17 protein-coding genes and 1 pseudogene are annotated in these 15,482 nt (G+C 70.8%); 8 read left to right on the top strand and 10 right to left on the bottom strand.

The features are described from left to right. Positions 1 to 900 (bottom strand): LysR family transcriptional regulator, encoded by a 900-nt coding sequence (locus tag LPA41_RS42555; protein ID WP_304523811.1) that lies wholly within the window; start codon positions 898 to 900, stop codon positions 1 to 3. 69 nt (positions 901 to 969) lie between these two features. On the opposite strand from LPA41_RS42555, the gene LPA41_RS32260 reads away from it, so the two are divergent. The 3 genes from LPA41_RS32260 to LPA41_RS32250 all read left to right on the top strand — a co-directional run bounded on the left by LPA41_RS32260 (position 970) and on the right by LPA41_RS32250 (position 3,597). Next, positions 970 to 1,899 (top strand): DMT family transporter, encoded by a 930-nt coding sequence (locus tag LPA41_RS32260; RefSeq protein WP_229074891.1) that lies wholly within the window; start codon positions 970 to 972, stop codon positions 1,897 to 1,899. A gap of 153 nt (positions 1,900 to 2,052) precedes the next feature. Next, a complete protein-coding gene (locus LPA41_RS32255) occupies positions 2,053 to 2,949 on the top strand; it encodes an LCP family protein (protein WP_229074923.1) in 897 nt (298 codons plus the stop codon). An 81-nt stretch (positions 2,950 to 3,030) separates the two neighbouring features. Further along, on the top strand, positions 3,031 to 3,597 hold the full coding sequence (locus LPA41_RS32250; RefSeq protein WP_229074890.1) for a TIGR03086 family metal-binding protein: 567 nt from the start codon (positions 3,031 to 3,033) through the stop codon (positions 3,595 to 3,597). A gap of 58 nt (positions 3,598 to 3,655) precedes the next feature. Here LPA41_RS32250 and LPA41_RS32245 read toward each other — a convergent pair. Next, a pseudogene (locus LPA41_RS32245) lies at positions 3,656 to 3,880 on the bottom strand (DUF2332 family protein); the annotation flags it as partial. 29 nt (positions 3,881 to 3,909) lie between these two features. Here LPA41_RS32245 and LPA41_RS32240 point away from each other — a divergent pair. Further along, complete coding sequence (locus LPA41_RS32240; protein ID WP_229074889.1) at positions 3,910 to 4,371, top strand: GNAT family N-acetyltransferase; 462 nt, start codon at positions 3,910 to 3,912, stop codon at positions 4,369 to 4,371. 101 nt (positions 4,372 to 4,472) lie between these two features. Then, positions 4,473 to 4,925: a hypothetical protein gene (locus LPA41_RS32235; RefSeq protein WP_229074888.1), complete on the top strand. Its 453-nt coding sequence runs from the start codon at positions 4,473 to 4,475 to the stop codon at positions 4,923 to 4,925. Positions 4,926 to 4,994: 69 nt separating this feature from the next. Here LPA41_RS32235 and LPA41_RS32230 read toward each other — a convergent pair whose 3' ends face one another. After that, positions 4,995 to 5,771, bottom strand: a complete 777-nt coding sequence (locus LPA41_RS32230; protein WP_229074887.1) for a maleylpyruvate isomerase family mycothiol-dependent enzyme — start codon at positions 5,769 to 5,771, stop codon at positions 4,995 to 4,997. A gap of 925 nt (positions 5,772 to 6,696) precedes the next feature. On the opposite strand from LPA41_RS32230, the gene LPA41_RS32225 reads away from it, so the two are divergent. Further along, positions 6,697 to 7,704 (top strand): RNA polymerase subunit sigma-70, encoded by a 1,008-nt coding sequence (locus LPA41_RS32225; RefSeq protein ID WP_229074886.1) that lies wholly within the window; start codon positions 6,697 to 6,699, stop codon positions 7,702 to 7,704. 48 nt (positions 7,705 to 7,752) lie between these two features. On the opposite strand, the gene LPA41_RS32220 is transcribed toward LPA41_RS32225, so the two are convergent. Further along, the gene (locus tag LPA41_RS32220) at positions 7,753 to 8,316 is read right to left on the bottom strand and encodes a dihydrofolate reductase family protein (RefSeq protein WP_229074885.1); all 564 of its coding nucleotides are present in this window, start codon (positions 8,314 to 8,316) and stop codon (positions 7,753 to 7,755) included. 680 nt (positions 8,317 to 8,996) lie between these two features. Between LPA41_RS32220 and LPA41_RS32215 the strand changes: the two genes are divergently transcribed. Next, positions 8,997 to 9,449: a hypothetical protein gene (locus LPA41_RS32215; RefSeq protein WP_229074884.1), complete on the top strand. Its 453-nt coding sequence runs from the start codon at positions 8,997 to 8,999 to the stop codon at positions 9,447 to 9,449. Between the two features lie 461 nt (positions 9,450 to 9,910). Then, the gene (locus LPA41_RS32210) at positions 9,911 to 10,141 is read left to right on the top strand and encodes a hypothetical protein (protein WP_229074883.1); all 231 of its coding nucleotides are present in this window, start codon (positions 9,911 to 9,913) and stop codon (positions 10,139 to 10,141) included. 77 nt (positions 10,142 to 10,218) lie between these two features. Here the strand turns inward: LPA41_RS32210 and LPA41_RS32205 are convergent, their stop codons facing one another. From LPA41_RS32205 to LPA41_RS32180, 6 genes are all read right to left on the bottom strand, one after another. Then, complete coding sequence (locus LPA41_RS32205) at positions 10,219 to 11,187, bottom strand: hypothetical protein (RefSeq protein WP_229074882.1); 969 nt, start codon at positions 11,185 to 11,187, stop codon at positions 10,219 to 10,221. A gap of 30 nt (positions 11,188 to 11,217) precedes the next feature. Beyond that, positions 11,218 to 12,042 (bottom strand): hypothetical protein, encoded by an 825-nt coding sequence (locus LPA41_RS32200; protein ID WP_229074881.1) that lies wholly within the window; start codon positions 12,040 to 12,042, stop codon positions 11,218 to 11,220. A gap of 184 nt (positions 12,043 to 12,226) precedes the next feature. Then, complete coding sequence (locus tag LPA41_RS32195) at positions 12,227 to 13,048, bottom strand: alpha/beta fold hydrolase (RefSeq protein ID WP_229074880.1); 822 nt, start codon at positions 13,046 to 13,048, stop codon at positions 12,227 to 12,229. Positions 13,049 to 13,242: 194 nt separating this feature from the next. Continuing rightward, positions 13,243 to 13,650 (bottom strand): arsenate reductase ArsC, encoded by a 408-nt coding sequence (locus LPA41_RS32190; protein WP_229074879.1) that lies wholly within the window; start codon positions 13,648 to 13,650, stop codon positions 13,243 to 13,245. Between the two features lie 61 nt (positions 13,651 to 13,711). Further along, entirely contained in the window at positions 13,712 to 14,791 is a 1,080-nt protein-coding gene (gene arsB / locus LPA41_RS32185) for an ACR3 family arsenite efflux transporter (RefSeq protein WP_229074878.1), read from the bottom strand. Further along, complete coding sequence (locus LPA41_RS32180; protein ID WP_229074877.1) at positions 14,784 to 15,473, bottom strand: helix-turn-helix domain-containing protein; 690 nt, start codon at positions 15,471 to 15,473, stop codon at positions 14,784 to 14,786. The genes arsB and LPA41_RS32180 overlap by 8 nt, the downstream gene beginning before the upstream one ends. Positions 15,474 to 15,482 lie beyond the last annotated feature (9 nt).

The following is a 15,482-nucleotide window of genomic DNA, read 5'->3' as shown; positions in this document are numbered from 1 at the left end:
TCAGAGCGCCGTCCCGTACGCCTCTCGGCTCAGCCGGATCAGGTCGGGCAGCTGGGCCGGTGGGTCGTCGCGCCACCAGGCCAGCCACACCTCGATGGGTGGGACGGCGCGCAGGGTGCGGTAGGCGACTCCGGGGCGGGGGTTCTGGTTGGCGGTGGCCTCGGAGGTGATGCCGACGGCCTGGCCTGCGGCGATGAGGGTGAGCCACTCGTCGACGCCATGGGTGCGGCGGATGGTGGCGGGGGCGTGGCCGGTGGGCCACAGCTCGGGGGTGGTGGTGCCGGTGCGGGCGTCGATGGCGACGGTGAAGCGGGTGAGGTCCTCGATGCGCAGGGTGCGGCGGCGGGCGAGCGGGTTGTCGGTGGCGATGGCGGCGCAGCGGTGCTCCAGGCCGATCCGCGCGGTGTCGAAGCGGGCGTCGAGCAGGGGGCCGGCGGGAGGAGGCGCGGGAGAGAGGGCGGGGGCGCCGCGGCGGAGGACGGCTACGTCGGCGGTGCCTTCGCTGAGGCCCGCGGTGGCGGTGTTGGAGTGGACGAAGACGAGGGGGACGGCGGGTTGGACGGTGGCCCAGGCGCGCTGCAGGCGGCGGGTGTGTTTGCCGAGGGCGGCCCAGGCGTACCCGATGCGTAGTTCGGTGCGGGATTGTTCGGCGATGCGGTGCAGGTGGGCGGTTTCGTCGAGGATGCGGCGGGCGCCGGCGAGGACCTGTTCGCCGGTGGCGGTGAGGGCGAGGCGGCGGGTGGTGCGTTGCAGCAGGCGTACGCCGAGGGTGGTCTCCAGGGCGGCGACGGCGCGGGAGACGGCGGCCTGGGAGGTGCGGAGTTCGGTGGCGGCGTCGGTGAAGGTGCCGGTGTCGACGACGGCGACGAGGGCGCGCAGGTGCCTCAACTGGACGTCCATGCGGTGAGCGTATAAGTCGGGTGCCGCGCGTATTTCTCTGTCGGCCGGTGGGGTTGAAGACTGGCGGTCGTGACTGCGGGAGTGGTGGAGCTGCCGGTGGCGGCGCGGGGGCCGGGGCTGGCCGGTGGCCTGGTGACGATGGTGGCGAGCGCGGCGAGCAATCAGGTCGGTGCGGCGGTGGGTGCGCGGGCGTTCGACGCGATCGGGCCGGCCGGGGTGGTGGCGGTGCGGCAGTTCGTGGCGGCGGCGGTGTTGTTGCCGGTGGCGCGGCCGAACCTGCGGCGGTTCACGTGGGCGCAGTGGTGGCCGACGCTGCTGCTGGGGTTGGTGTTCGCGACGATGAATCTGAGTTTGTACACGGCGGTGGACCGGATCGGGTTGGGGCTGGCGGTGACGCTGGAGTTCCTGGGTCCGCTCGGGGTGGCGTTGGCGGGTTCGCGGACGCGGCTGGACCTGGTGTGTGCGGTGGGTGCCGGGTTGGGGGTGTATGCGCTGGTGCTGCCGGGTGGCAGCAGTGACTGGTTCGGGATCGGTGCGGGTGTGCTGGCGGCGGTGTGCTGGGCGGCGTACATCGTGTTGAACCGGATGCTGGGTGCCCGGTTGCCGGGGTTGCAGGCGCCGGCCGCGGCGACGACGGTGTCGGCGGTGGTGTATCTGCCGGTGGCGGTGGTGCTTGTCGTGCAGGGGGCGTTCACGTGGGTGTCGGTGCTGTTCGCGGTGGGTGCGGGTGTGCTGAGTTCGGTGATTCCGTACGCCTGTGATCTGGTGGCTCTGCGGACGGTGCCGCCGCGGTTCTTCGGGGTGGTGATGAGCGTTCACCCGGTGTTCGCGGCGCTGGCGGGGCTGGTGCTGCTGGGTCAGGTGCTGGCGGTGCACGAGTGGGCGGGCATCGTGATCGTGGTGGTGGTGAACGTGCTGGCGGTGGTGGCGGCGCAGCGGCGTCGCCCGTCCGGGGCATCGGGTGCGGAACGGCGGGCCGGGCGGCGGTCGCGGTTCTAGCGTTTGCCTGGTGTCCGATGCGGGACGGGACGGGGGGTTGTGCTGGTGGGCCGGTGGTGGGGGCGGATCGGGGCGGGCGTGGGCAGTGTGTTGCTGGCGCCGGGGCTGTTGACGAGTCCGGTGGTGGCGGCGGAGCCGGTGCGGCCGTTGAACATGCTGATCGTGGGGATTGATCCGCGTGACGATCGGACGGCGCCGCTGGCGGACACGATCATCGTGGCGCATGTGCCGGCGGATCGGCGTGGGGTGTATCTGTTCTCGTTGCCGCGGGATCTGGTGGTGCGGGTGCCGGGGTTCGTGAAGTCGGGTACCGGCCCGACCCGCGGGAAGATCAATTCGGCGATGGCGTTGGGCAGCCGGAAGCGTGACGGGTCGTTCGACGTGGCGCAGGGTTTGGAGCTGCTGGAGCGTACGGTCGGTGAGGTGACCGGGATCCGCCGGTTCGACGCCGGGGCGGTGATCGGCTTCGGTGGGTTCAAGCGGATGGTCGGGGCGCTCGGCGGGGTGCGGATGCGCATCGATCAGGATGTGGTGTCGGAGCATCGCAAGCCGGACGGGCGGCCCCGGGACCGGTTGCCGCGGTGCCGGGTGAACCCGGATTGCCTGCGGCCGTACACGGGGCCGCAGAAGGTGTACCGCGAGAGTTCCCGGCCGGTGCGCCTGAAGCCGTGGGAGGCCTTGGATTATGTGCGGCAGCGGTACGGGCTGCCGAACGTCGACTACGACCGGCAGCGTCATCAGCGGCAGTTCGTGCGGGCGGTGGCGAAGCGGATCGCGGCGGACCCGGTGCGGCTGGTGCGGGTGGTGGACGCGGCCGGTGATGCGCTGACCGTCGACTCCGGGCGGCGTGGGGTGCTGGGGTGGGCGGCGGAGCTGGCCGGGCTGGAGGTGCGGCGGATGACCACTCTCGGTCTGCGCGGGGAGCCGTATTTCGAGGACGGCCGCTATCTGGGTGAGCGGGTGCGTGCCGGTGGGTTCTTCCGGGCGGTGCGGCAGGACCGGGTGGCGGCGTTCCTGCGGGCGCATCCGGGTGCCGTGGACGTGGACTGAACGGCCTCGGCATTCATGTCCGGCGATTCCCTTCGGGTGAAGGCCTGGAAGCCGGTGCCGGATCTCCGTACGCTGGTCCGGGTGTCCACAGAGATCAGCGAACTTATCGACGCCGAAGCACCGGCGGCGACCGGCCTGGTCCGCGGTGTCCGCGACGACCAGCTCGACGCGCCCACGCCGTGCACCGACTACCGGGTGCGTGACCTGCTCAATCATCTGCTGCAGGTGACCGGCAACTTCGCCGACCTGGCGGCCCGCAAGGAGGTCGACTGGTCGCCGGGCCCGGACCGGCTCCGTGGTGACTGGCGGGCGGCGTTCGGCGCCGACCTTCGGGCGCTGAGTGCGGCGTGGGGTGATCCGGCGGTGCTGGAGGGGGTGTCACCGGGGATGGGTCTGCCGCAGCGCACGGTCGGGTTGATGCTGGTGACCGACCTGCTCGTGCACGGCTGGGACCTGTCGGTGGCGACGGGTCAGGGTTTCGACGTGCCGCCGGCGGTGCTCGCGGCCGGTCGGGAGTTCCTGGACGAGATGGGCGACATGGGCCGCAAGATGGGCGCTTTCGGTCCTGAGGTGGCGGCGCCTGCGGGGGCCGGCGCGTTCGCGCGGTTGCTGGCCCGGACGGGGCGGGATCCGGGCTGGAAGCCCTGACGGGCTTTGCGGGGGTACGGGTGGGAAGCGGTGGCGGGGTGCCGTGATGGTTCAGGCGGGCACGGGTGAATTCGTGGAAGGCGGCCGGGTCGTGGACGGGACCGCCGAGCAGCCGGACCGCGGCGAGCAGCAGATTCGGTTGCCGTTTGGCCGCGGGAACGGTGTCGAGCAGGGCGAGGATGTCCGGGTCGGCGGCAATGGCGCGGCAGAGGCGTTCATAGGTGAGTGAGGCGCCGCGGGCTTCCCGGTCCGCGAAGGCGGTGTACGTCAATGCGGTCGTCACTTCCGGCATCGTGGCACGACAATGGACGGATGCGCATTCGTGTCGTCCGTGCCGGGGAGCTCGAGGTGTTGCGGGACATCGAGCGGGCGGCGGGGATGCCGGAGATCGCCGACGACGAGCCGTTGCCGGTGGCGGTGCTCGAGCAATACCGGCGGGCCGGTCGTGCGTGGGTGGCGGCCGACGACGCGGATGTGCCGTGCGCTTATCTGCTGGCCGATGTGGTGGACGCGCATCCGCACGTGGAGCAGGTGTCGGTGCATCCGCGGTGCGCGCGGCACGGTGTGGGTCGCCGGCTGCTGGACAGTGTGCCGGGTGTGCTGACGCTGACGACGTTCGCGCGGGTGCCGTGGAACCGGCCGTACTACGAGCGGTGCGGGTTCGTCGTGCTCGCCGACGAGGAACTGACGCCGGCGTTGCGCGAGATCCGGGCTCGGGAGGCGGCGCACGGGCTGGACCGGTGGCCCCGGGTCTGCATGCGCCGCGGCGCATGAGGCGGTCCAGAACACGGCAGGAAACGGCACATGCATGGCCGGGTTCGCATCGCGCCGGCGTCTACGATGGCCGAGAACCGGAAGCGATCTGGGGAGGCCGTGTGAATCCGGCAGGCGACTTCGATCCCGGCACCATTCCGCCCTGGTATGACAGGCCGGACTATCTGGCGGGCACGAGCATTCCGAACCCGGACATCATCCCCAACAGCAACGTGCCGTACGCCGCCGTCCATCATCCTCGGCCCGTCTCCCCGCCACGTCCGGGATCGACGACCTACCGCGCGGACGGCACTCTCGCCTTCCCGTCGGCGCAGCCGCCGGTCACGGGCCGGGCTGCCGTGGGCGGCCCACCGCGGGACACCGGTGGCATCGCGGCGGTCACGCGGTCGCCGGAACTCGAGCCGCCGGCGCCGGCGGCGCCCCGTGCCGGCGGGTTCGCGCTCCGGCACTCGGCGGATCGTTGGCGGCGGTACCGCGTCGGGCTCATGGTGTGGTCGCTTCCGCTGCTGGCCGGGCTGATCTGCGCGGTCTGGTACGCGTCGACCCTTGACTGACGGCCTGGAGGACGCCCACCGGGCGCCGGGCCCACGGCGTGGGGCGAGAGGCGCCGCGGCCGGCGCGTCCTATCCCTCCGGTTCCCAGGCGATCAGCTGGTCGAGGACGCGGCGGTCGCCGTCGACCCGCAGCGAGTCCGCCGGAATGCGGCCGTAGAAGAACATGACCAGCTCGTTGGCCGTGCCCCGGGCGGACACGTAGGCCACGTCGGGCCTCTCGGCGGCGGCCGGCTCGGGGAGCCGGGTGGTGCGGGCACCGTCGGTGGAGAACCAGAGCCGCCAGGACCGGCCCTCGGTGGCGTGGTAGTCGATGACCGCGGGCCGGTGCGGCCACGCGGCCGTGTTCGCGACGCACGTGGTCAGGAACTCGTCGACCCCGTCGAGGGCCACCTCGTCCGGCAGCGGCTGCGGGGTGCCCACCGCGACCTGTGCGTCGTAGGTGTGCACGGCGACCTGCTGGAGCTGGTGCCGGGCGACGGCACCGGTCGTCTGCGGCGACTGCGACGGACCCCACCACGTCCAGCAACCACGATCCGGGCCGGCCTCGCGCAGTGCGTCCCGCAGGGCCACCGTCGACGCGGTGAACCAGTCCAGCAGGGCCTCGCGTTCCCGCGGCACCACCGGCGCGGACGTCGGCGGCGGAGTGTCGGCGGGCCCCGCGGCCACGATGGCGGCCCAGCGGTGGCGTCCCTCGCCCAGGTGCTGCACCAGGTCGAACACCGTCCACTCGGGGCAGGTCGGCACCCGTACGTCGAGGCTGGGTGCCGCGGCGACCGCCGCCCGGAAAGCGGTAGCCCGGTCGTCCATCAGCCGCAACAGGTCAGCGAACTCCACAGTGTTCTCCACCGCGGCTTTCTACCATCCCCGTGCGACAACCGACACCGGATTTCCCCGCCCCCGGACGGCAGGTCACGCGGAAAATCCGTTGCCCGGCGGCCCACCGGCTGACCATGTTGACGCGGCCAAAACTACAAGATCAACTATCTGGCACTTGGTGACACGTTGATTGCCGGCCCCCCGATTCCGTCGATCTCTTCGCAATCCTCGCTGAACTGTTCGCCCAGCACAGGGCTCGGCCACTCTTCAGAATCAACGGCACGGTGCCGCCCGGCCGGTCCGTCCCCGGAGCGGAGCTCAGCCTGACCACAGACGTCGCGTGTTTCGATGTCGGGGCCTGCAACGGGGGATCGACCATGGCAGTCGGTATCGGAACCACACCACCGCGGTGGGCGAAGGTGCAACGTGTCGCCGGGTACGGGGCGGCGTTGGCGACGGTGCCGTACTTCGTCGTCAAAATCGTCTGGACACTCGAGGGCCTGCGCGGCGCAGGACTGCACGACGGGGCCTGGAGCAGGCTCGACCGGTCGCTGATCAACGGTCTGACCGTCGGTATGGCGGGAGCCGCCATCCTGCTGGGCCTGGCGCTGGGTCAGGGGTGGGGGATGCCTCGCGGTGGCGATCGCTTTCCCGCTCTACGTACGCCACCGCTGGCCCGATGCCTTCACCGGCCGGGGCGCCGACGGCCGGCGCGGCCCGGGCCGTACAGGGCACGGTGGCGACGCTCGCCGCGTCCGGCTTCCTGTTCGCGTGGGGCTCGTGGAAGGCAATCTTCGCCTTCGCCGTCGTACCCGATCTCCCGCCGCCGGAGCCTCTCTGGGTGCTGGCGGGAATCAACCATTTCGGCGCTCTCGCCAGGCTTCACCGATCAGGATTGCTCCGCCACGTCGTCAGTTCTGTCGGAACTCCCGCACCGGTGGAAGGATCAATGACCATGACCGACGCCAGACAGCTGGGCGCCGACGAGGCCGCGTTCATCGCGGCGGTCCGCGCGGCGGATTCCGGGCGGTTCGCGCAGCTGACCGAGCGCCACCGGCGTGAGTTGCAGGTGCACTGCTACCGGATGCTCGCGAACTACGAGGACGCTCAGGACCTGACGCAGGAGACGTTCCTGCGGGCGTGGCACAAGCGGGAGTCGTTCCGGGGCCACGCGACGCTGCGGACCTGGTTGTACCGGATCGCGACGAACGCCTGCCTGGACTTCCTGGAGAAACGCAACGGCCGCACGCCCGTACGGTCGGAGCTGCCGGACCCGGACTCCGAGGTGCCGCACCTGCAGCCGTACCCGGATCGGATGCTTCCCGAGGACCCGCAGGAATCGGTGGTGGCACGGGAGACGATCGAGCTGGCGTTCATCGTCGCCGTGCAGCACCTGCCGCCGCGGCAGCGGGCCGTGTTCATCCTGCGCGACGTCCTCGGCTGGCCGGCGTCGACAACCGCCGGCGCCCTCGACCTGAGCGTCGCATCAGTGACCAGCGCCCTGCAGCGGGCCCGGGTGACGATGCGCGAGCGGCTGCCCGGCCGCCGCCTCGACTGGCGAAGCCCCGCCACGAACGAGCTGTCGGAGGCCGAGCGTGGCGCTGTGACGGCGTACATCGAAGCCCATGAGCGCAACGATCTCGCCGGGCTGACGTCCCTGCTCCGCGACGACCTGCGCTTCGCGATGCTGCCCGATCCGGGCGTCGTGACCACGACGGCCGGGGACGCGGTGGACGGCTGGGTCTCCGGTGGGCTCTTCCAGCGCGGCCACGACGACTGGCGCGGCGTCATGACGACGGTCAACCGCATGCCTGCCGCCGTGCTGTACCTCCGCACCCCCGGGGATGCGGAGTACCGGCTGTTTGTCGTCGCGGTCCTGCGCGTCATCGACGGGAAGATCGCCGAGCTCACCGGATTCGAGGCCGCCGACAAACCATGGCTGGGCCTGCCACCGACACTGTGAGACACCACCGCCCCGCCGGCGGGGCGGTCACCGGCGTCGTGGCCGTGTTCAGCGCTTCGTCTCGTACCGGGTCAGTACCACGCCGCCGGAAAACGTCCGCGTCTCCACGAGGTTGAGGTTCACCCAGCTGTCCAGGGCGGTGAAGAACGGCGTGCCACCGCCCACCAGCGCCGGTGCGGTGAGCAGCACGTACTCGTCGATCAGCCCGGCCCGCATGGCCGCCGCGGCGAGGGTGGCGCCGCCGATGTCCATCGGGCTGCCGTCCCCGGCCTTGAGCCGGGTGATCTCGGTGACCGCGTCGCCGGTGACCAGGCGGGTGTTCCAGTCGACCGGGCGGGGTGTCGAGGAGAACACCACCTTCGGCATGTCCCGCCAGCGGCGAGCGTACTCGATGTGCGCCGGTGTGGCGCCGGGCCGCTGGTCCGCGGTCGGCCAGTGCGCGCTCATCTCCTCCCACAGCTTGCGCCCGTACAACGCCAGGCCGGTCGCCCCCACCCGGTCGGACCACCACTGGAACAGCTCGTCGCTCGGTACGCTCCACCCCAGATCACCGCCCGGCGCGGCGATGTAGCCGTCCAGGCTCACGTTCATCCCGAAGGTCAGTTTTCGCATCGTGCGGCCTCTCGTCAGTTCGATCTCACACGTACAGACGGGCGCGACGCGCGAAGCTGATCGGTGCCCGATCCGCGTCCGCGACCAGTTCTCGCGTCCCGGATCCGGCACGGCGTTCTCGGGTGGGCTCAAGCGCCACCCTCAGCTTCACCTTCGCACGAGGCAGCGGCGTGTCCATGGCCCGGCCCTCTCGGACGTGTCCCGGGCGGATCACGCCGGTCCTATTACCGCATTGCTATTACCAGTAATCCGATAATACGGCCGCGCGATTGAAACGGACAAAACCGGCTAGCACCATAATGACTGTTATGTTGTTCGACCTGTTGCGCCAGGAGGCGACGGGGCGGGTCACATCCGGGTAGGAAACGGCCTCACGGAAATATCCGCACCGGCTGGCCTGTCGCGCCAGCTGTACCCCCGGGGGTACAGCTGCGGACCGCCGATAGGACAAGAGGACGCAGCCGGAACGCATCTCGTTTCGCCTGGACCGGCGCTTCCGCCCAGACCACACGATCTGAGCACGGTGTACGCATCCCTCGTCTACCGCGCCACCGCCGAGCCGCCCGTCTCGCCGACCGGGGTGAAACGTTGTTGCCGCCTGTACACCGTGCTGCGCCGGCGCGCACGCTGGCGCCAGGTCTCCGTTCCGGCATTCCGCAAGGGCCGCTACCTTCTGCGGCATGAACTACACCTATTTCGCCGCCCGGTCCGACGCGGCCGCCGTCGCGGTGCTGACCAGGGACGCAAGCCCGTACGAGCCACCGAAACCGGCCGACGCCGGACTGCTCAGCGAGCAGATCGACGGAGTGGGGTTCTCGCAGGAACTCGGCCACTACGCCCGTCTCGTCCTCGGCGCCGGCAGCGACATCGACCTCGAAGACTGGGAGTACCGGATCGCCGCCGCCAACGACGAGCGACGCGTCATGCTGCGGCTGCCGCCGGTTCTGGTCCGCGCCGTCGCCGACAGCGACCTCGACCACCTGCACAGCCTGGTCCCGGCATGGGCGCAGTTCCCGTACTTCGCCGACCCGGACCCTGCCCGACGCCTGCACGCCTTCGCCACCGACCTGCACCGCCTGTGCCGGACGGCGACCGGGAACGCCGGCGGCGTCTACTGCTACGGCTATGCCTGACCACACCAGCAACCGCACGTCGCCGGCGCACCGCATGGGCGTCACTTGACCGGGAGGTATCGCCCCGCCCCTGGACATGCCCGCCAGGCCGAAATCTGTGCGGGGCGGGGCGATTTCTCTCGGCATCGATCAGCCGATAGCTGCCCATTCGGGCGATAGCCCATCGGGCGAACGGCCCCGCCGGGGCGAATGTCGAAACGACGCCCGAAACGGGGTGGTGGGCTGGGGTCCTCGGCTATGAGAGGGGACAAATTATGAAAAAGTCGACACGGGCCGCCGCCGTGGTCACAGGTCTGGTCGCTGGCGTAACGGTGGGGGCCTGCCCGGCTTCGGCCGCCGGCACCGCATGCGCACCTCGGGGCTGCGTCGAGCAGGCTCCGGAGGACGCAAGGGGCTCATGGGGCCACTATGGGGTCACGCAATATTCGTGCGTTCCCATGAGATCGCACACCATCGATGGGGTGCAGGTGCCCTTGGCCGTGACGAACAACGACAGTCCAGACGTCAAGTTGTACTGGCGCAACGGGGCCGGTAGTCGAGTTCTGTATTACACCCTGCAAACGGGCGACAGAGTCGACATCACCACCTACCGGGGGCACGTCTGGGAAATCGCGAACAACGACCGGGGCTGCATGGCGAAATTCGTCGTTGACCGGGACGCCGACAGCTCCGGCATCACCGTCGGCCCATGAAGCGCAGGCCTGTTGCGGCCCAGGTGACGACGTGCTCAGCCCGGCGGTCACAAACTTTGACGGCGGGGAGCAGAGGGTTACCAGGGGCATTGCGCGGCGTGGGCCTTCGGGTCGGCCTTCACGACGTTGAAGTCGTCGGCGACGACGCGCACCTGGTCGAACCGCAGCGACTTGAGGTGGGTGACGTCTTGTTCCGGGAGGCCGAGGAGGTCCGCGGCCTGGCCGCAGAGGTCGGACGCCACCCGGAACGGCCGGCCCTTGTTGTCCAGGACGGCGGTGCGGGTCTCTCCGTCGTGGTCGTACTCGATGCCGACGTCGAACGTGTAGGCGCCCCACGTCGTGGTGAAGAACATGGACAGGTAGCTGGTGCTGTTCGGGTCGAGCGTCAGTTTCGTCTTCTTGAAGTAGAGGTCGCCGGTGGCGGCGTCGCGGGCCGCCGGTGCGGCCTTGTCCATGTCGAACGTCATGTCGGGCGGGTCGCCGCCTTCGCTGAGGAGCCAGAGCAGCGCGTCCAGCGGCATGCACTCGCGGACGAGGTTGACCGGGTAGGCGTCGAGCACGCGGATCCTGGTGTCGCTGGTGTTCTGCAGTTCGATCTGCGCCCAACCGGTGTTGGCGGCGTAGGCGCCGTTCGCGAACGCTGCGGGCGTGTCCAGGTCGGGTGACTGTTTCAGGGTGAGCAGTCCGGGTAGCGCGGCCAGGGTCTCGGCGTCCAGGACCAGGTTCTGGCTGACCTCGGAGATGTACCGCTCGGTGCGCGTGGTCAGCGCGCCGTCGGCCGGCTCGGCCGGTCGTTCCGGTGCTGACGGGCATCCGCTGGTCGGCGCGATCCGGCGGGCGGCGGGCGCGCTCGTGGCCGACGTGGTGGTGCCGCCGGGCGTGGTGGTGCTGAGGCCGGGGGACGCGGCGGGGCTGGGCGCGGTGGCCGGGGACGGCCAGTCGATGTCGGGGTCGTCGGCGCCGGACCCTGCGCAGCCGGCCAGCAGGACGACGACGGCCGCGGCCGCTGCCGCGCGGGCCGGCCGTCCGGTCGCGAATCGGAGCATCAGGACCTGCCTTCGTCGTGGGGTCGGGGGTCAGAACGCTTCGCCGCAGTCGGCGACCTGCGACGTGGTGACTTTCCGGCCGGTCGGGAACGGCGGCAGGACACCGTACGGCGGCACCAGGTGCCTGTTGGTGTCGTCGAGGGTGACGAGGTTGGCGCCGTCGAGGTACCAGTCCCGGTTCGTCTCGGTGAACGCCAGCTTCAGCTGGACCTGCGGTGTCACCGCGTCGGTGTCCCGGTGGAACCGGGTGCCGGGCGGCGCCCCGATCCGCAGCGCCGACGCGGAGCAGGGCCGCACCGCCCCGATGGCGATCTCGGCGTCGCCGGCGCCGGCACCGGCCGCGGTCGTCAGGGACGCGATGATCCGGACGTTGTCGATCGTTGCGGGTGACATGTTCTGCACGGTCACGTCGAGGCCGGCCGGGGTGGTGCTCGTCGCGTCGAGGCCGTCGGTGTACCAGACCGCGACCCGGGACGCGTATACCTGGGCGGCGCGTTTGTCCGCCTCAGTGTTGAGGTCGATCTGCTGGGCGTTGATCCGGACCTGCCCGGACAGGGTGAACAGCGACGCCAGGAGCGCGACGGTGGCGACGGCGGCACTGATCCAGGTCCCTCTCGCCTGCGATTTCGACGCCCGCAGCTCTTCCACCGCACCGTTGCCGGCCGCGGCCGGCGCGGTGGCCGGGCCCGCCGTGGCGCCGGATGGCGCCGGTTCGGTGGCGCCGGTTGGTGCCGGACCGCCGGCGAGCGGTGTGCCGGCGTGGCGGGGGCGGCCCCACAGCATGGTGGCCGCCGCTCCGGCGACCATGCCGATGAGCAGGGCGTGGCCCACGTCTGGGCCCCTGTCCCGCTTCACCTGTCGAGTCTGCGCCGAGGCCCTGACGTAGTGACGGCCTTCGACCCCACTGGGGAGTATTTGTGAGATCTTCACCGCGGCGCGGCAACGGTCCTCGGGAGACTGCGCAGCGACCACCGCACGCCGGCCGGCAACGAGTTCTGCCTGACCCGCCCGGCCGGGGAACGGACGTCCTGAGCCGGGTTCAGCCAGGAACCCGGCCGAGGGCGGCGACCTCGCGGACGGCCGCGACGACAGCCGGGTAGTCCTTCTTCAGGATGGCGCCGTGGTTGCTGGTGACCTTGGCGCTGATGCGGATGTTCGGGTTGCGGGTGGTCGCCGCGTCCAGGCCGGCGCGGATCTGTTCCTGCTCGTCGCCGCGGCTGCCGAGAGACGTCCCGGAGGCCACCACATAGCGCACCGGGACGGTGATGCTGTCCAGCACGGGGCCCAGTTCCCGTTCGCGGCTGAGCCTGCCGAGTTCGATGTTGCTGTCCGCCTGTTGTGCGGCGGTCATCCTCGGGGTCAGGCCGGTGGGGCGCAGCAGCGGGGTGAACCAGCCCATCCGCCGGAACAGCGTGCGGATCCGCTGCTCCATGGCCTCGTCGAGCCAGTCGTGCGGGAACGCGCCGTCGACCAGCACCGCGCCCAGGGTGCGCTCCGGGTTACGGGCGGCCCAGTGCGCCCCGACGACCGCGCCGTAGGACCAGCCCACCAGCAGGGCCGGCCGGTCCACGGCGCGGGCCGCGAGTACGGCGTCGACGTCCCGGACCGCAGCCTCGAAGGTGTAGTCCGCCGACCGCTGCGACGTGCGGCCGCGGGCCCGCTCGTCGTACGTGATGTGGCGCCATGCGGGGCCCAGGCCGGCGATGACCCGCCGCCAGTAGCCCTGCGTGGCGAACTGGCCGTTGAGGTAGACGACCGGGACGCCGGGACCGCCGGTGTCGGTGACGGCCAGCGCGGTGTCGTCCACCGGCACCATGCCGGTCCACGGCGAGCCGGCCGGGGATTTGCTGTTCTTCATCATGTTCTCCACCTTGCTCGTACGGCGACCGATGACCTTTCCGATATGCGAAACGCTACGTTGCATTCCATGATGGAGCAACACGACTATTGCTATAGGTCGCCGTTTACGCAGGTGGATACGACGTTTTCATTGCAATGAGGCTGAATTCAACGCAACGACAGCACGTCAGCGTTGCATTGGATGAAGGATGAACGCTATGGGCGTGCCGGAACCAGGTCGGCGAGCAGCGCGTCGATGCGGGTCCTGATCTCGTCGCGGATGGGGCGGACGGCGTCGACGCCCTTGCCGGCCGGGTCCGCCAGCTTCCAGTCCTCGTAGCGCTTGCCCGGGAAGACGGGGCAGGCGTCACCGCACCCCATGGTGATGATGACGTCGGAGGACTGCGCGGTCTCCCATGCCAGCTTCGTCGGGGTCTGATCGGTGATGTCGATGCCGACCTCGCGCATCGCCGCCACCGCGGCGGGATTGAGGCTGTCGCCGGGCGCGGATCCGGCGGAGCGGACCTCGACCTTGTCACCGGCGAGGTGGCGCAGCCAGCCGGCGGCCATCTGCGAGCGGCCGGCGTTGTGGACGCAGACGAACAGGACGCTGGGCTTGCTCATGGTGGGGCCTCCTGTGGGAAGGGCGAACAACGAGAGGGCGTACGGGTGACGGGTCGCCAAGTCAGAAGAAACGCCGGCGCGCCCACAGGGACACGTAGACGAGGCCGACCAGGACGGGCACCTCGATCAGTGGGCCGACGACCCCGGCGAGGGCCTGGCCGCTGGTGACGCCGAAGGTGCCGATGGCCACGGCGATGGCGAGTTCGAAGTTGTTGCCGGCGGCGGTGAACGCCAGGGTGGTGGTGCGTTCGTAGGTCAGGCCGATGGCCTTGCCGAGCGCGTACGAGCCACCCCACATGATCGCGAAGTAGGCGAGCAGGGGCACCGCGATCAGGGCGACGTCCCAGGGTCGGCTCGTGATGGCGTCACCCTGCAGGGCGAACAGGATGACGATGGTGAACAGCAGCCCGTACAGCGCCGCGGGTCCGATCGTCGGCAGCAACCGGTTCTCGTACCAGTCGCGGCCCTTGATCTTCTCCCCGAAGTGGCGGGTGAGGTAGCCGGCCAGCAGCGGGATGCCCAGGAAGACCAGCACGTTGCCGGCGATCTCCCAGCCGGAGACGTCGAGCCGGGCGCCGTCGAGGCCGAGCCAGCCGGGCAGCACGGACAGGTAGAACCAGCCGAGCACACCGAACGCGACGACCTGGAAGACGGAGTTGAGGGCGACCAGCACGGCAGCGGCCTCGCGGTCGCCGCAGGCCAGGTCGTTCCAGATGATGACCATGGCGATGCAACGGGCCAGGCCGACAATGATCAGGCCGGTGCGGTACTCCGGGTGGTCCGGCAGGAACAGCCACGCCAGGGCGAACATCAGGGCCGGGCCGAGCACCCAGTTCAGCACCAGCGACGACAGCAGCAGGCGCCGGTCGCCGGTGACGGTGTCGAGCCGGTCGTAGCGGACCTTGGCGAGCACCGGATACATCATGATCAGCAGGCCGATCGCGATCGGCAGGGAGATCCCGCCGACCTGGACGGCGTTCAGGGCGTCGTCGAGGCCGGGCACGAGCCGGCCGAGCAGCAGCCCGGCGATCATGGCGAGGCCGATCCAGACGGGCAGGAACTGGTCGAGGCGCGACAGGCGGGCCACGACCGCGGTGTCCGGCGCGCTGTCGCGCGTCCCGGGGCGGGCCAGGTCAGCCATGGTCGGCCCCGGTGGTGAGCGCGGGGGCGAGGCGGTCGATGCGGTCGGCGAGATCGGTGTACGCGGCCTCGAACGCCTCGTCGGTGTCGATGCGCGCGGGGTCCGGCACCGACCAGTGCAGTCGTGGCCGGTGCGGGCCGGTGAGGTCTTCGTGGGCGTTGTCGCAGACCGCGATGACGAGATCGCCGTCGTGGACGACGTCGTCGACGTGGTGGGTGCCGGTCGGGTCGAGGGCGAGGCCGTGCTCGTGGGCGACGCGGACCGCGCGGGGGTGGACCCGCGGGGCGGGTGCGATGCCCGCGGAGGCGACGTGGCCGCCGACCCGGTCGCGCCACAGGGCGGCGGCGAGCTGCGAGCGCGCGGAGTTGTGGGTGCAGACGAACACGACCCGGTCCGCAGCGCCGAGCCGTGGTGCGGTAAGCGCGGACAGCACGCCGGGGACGAGCCGCAGATAGGTGCGGCGGCGGTCGCCCTCGGAGCGGATGCGCATCACCAGGCCCGCGTCCTGCAGCACCTTCACGTGGTGGGCGACGAGGTTGGTCGGCATGTCCAGGTCGGCGGCGATCTCGCCGGGGGAGGCGTCGCCGAGGACGAGCGCGTCCACGACGGCGAGGCGGGCGGGGTCGCCGAGGGCGGCGTGGATCCGCGCCCGCGCGGTCAGCGACGAAGGTTCAGCATTCATTGACTCAAT

The sequence above is a fragment of the Actinoplanes sp. DH11 genome (assembly GCF_020873875.1).
GTDB lineage: Bacteria > Actinomycetota > Actinomycetes > Mycobacteriales > Micromonosporaceae > Actinoplanes.
This window is presented reverse-complemented; position numbering and strand designations above follow the sequence as displayed.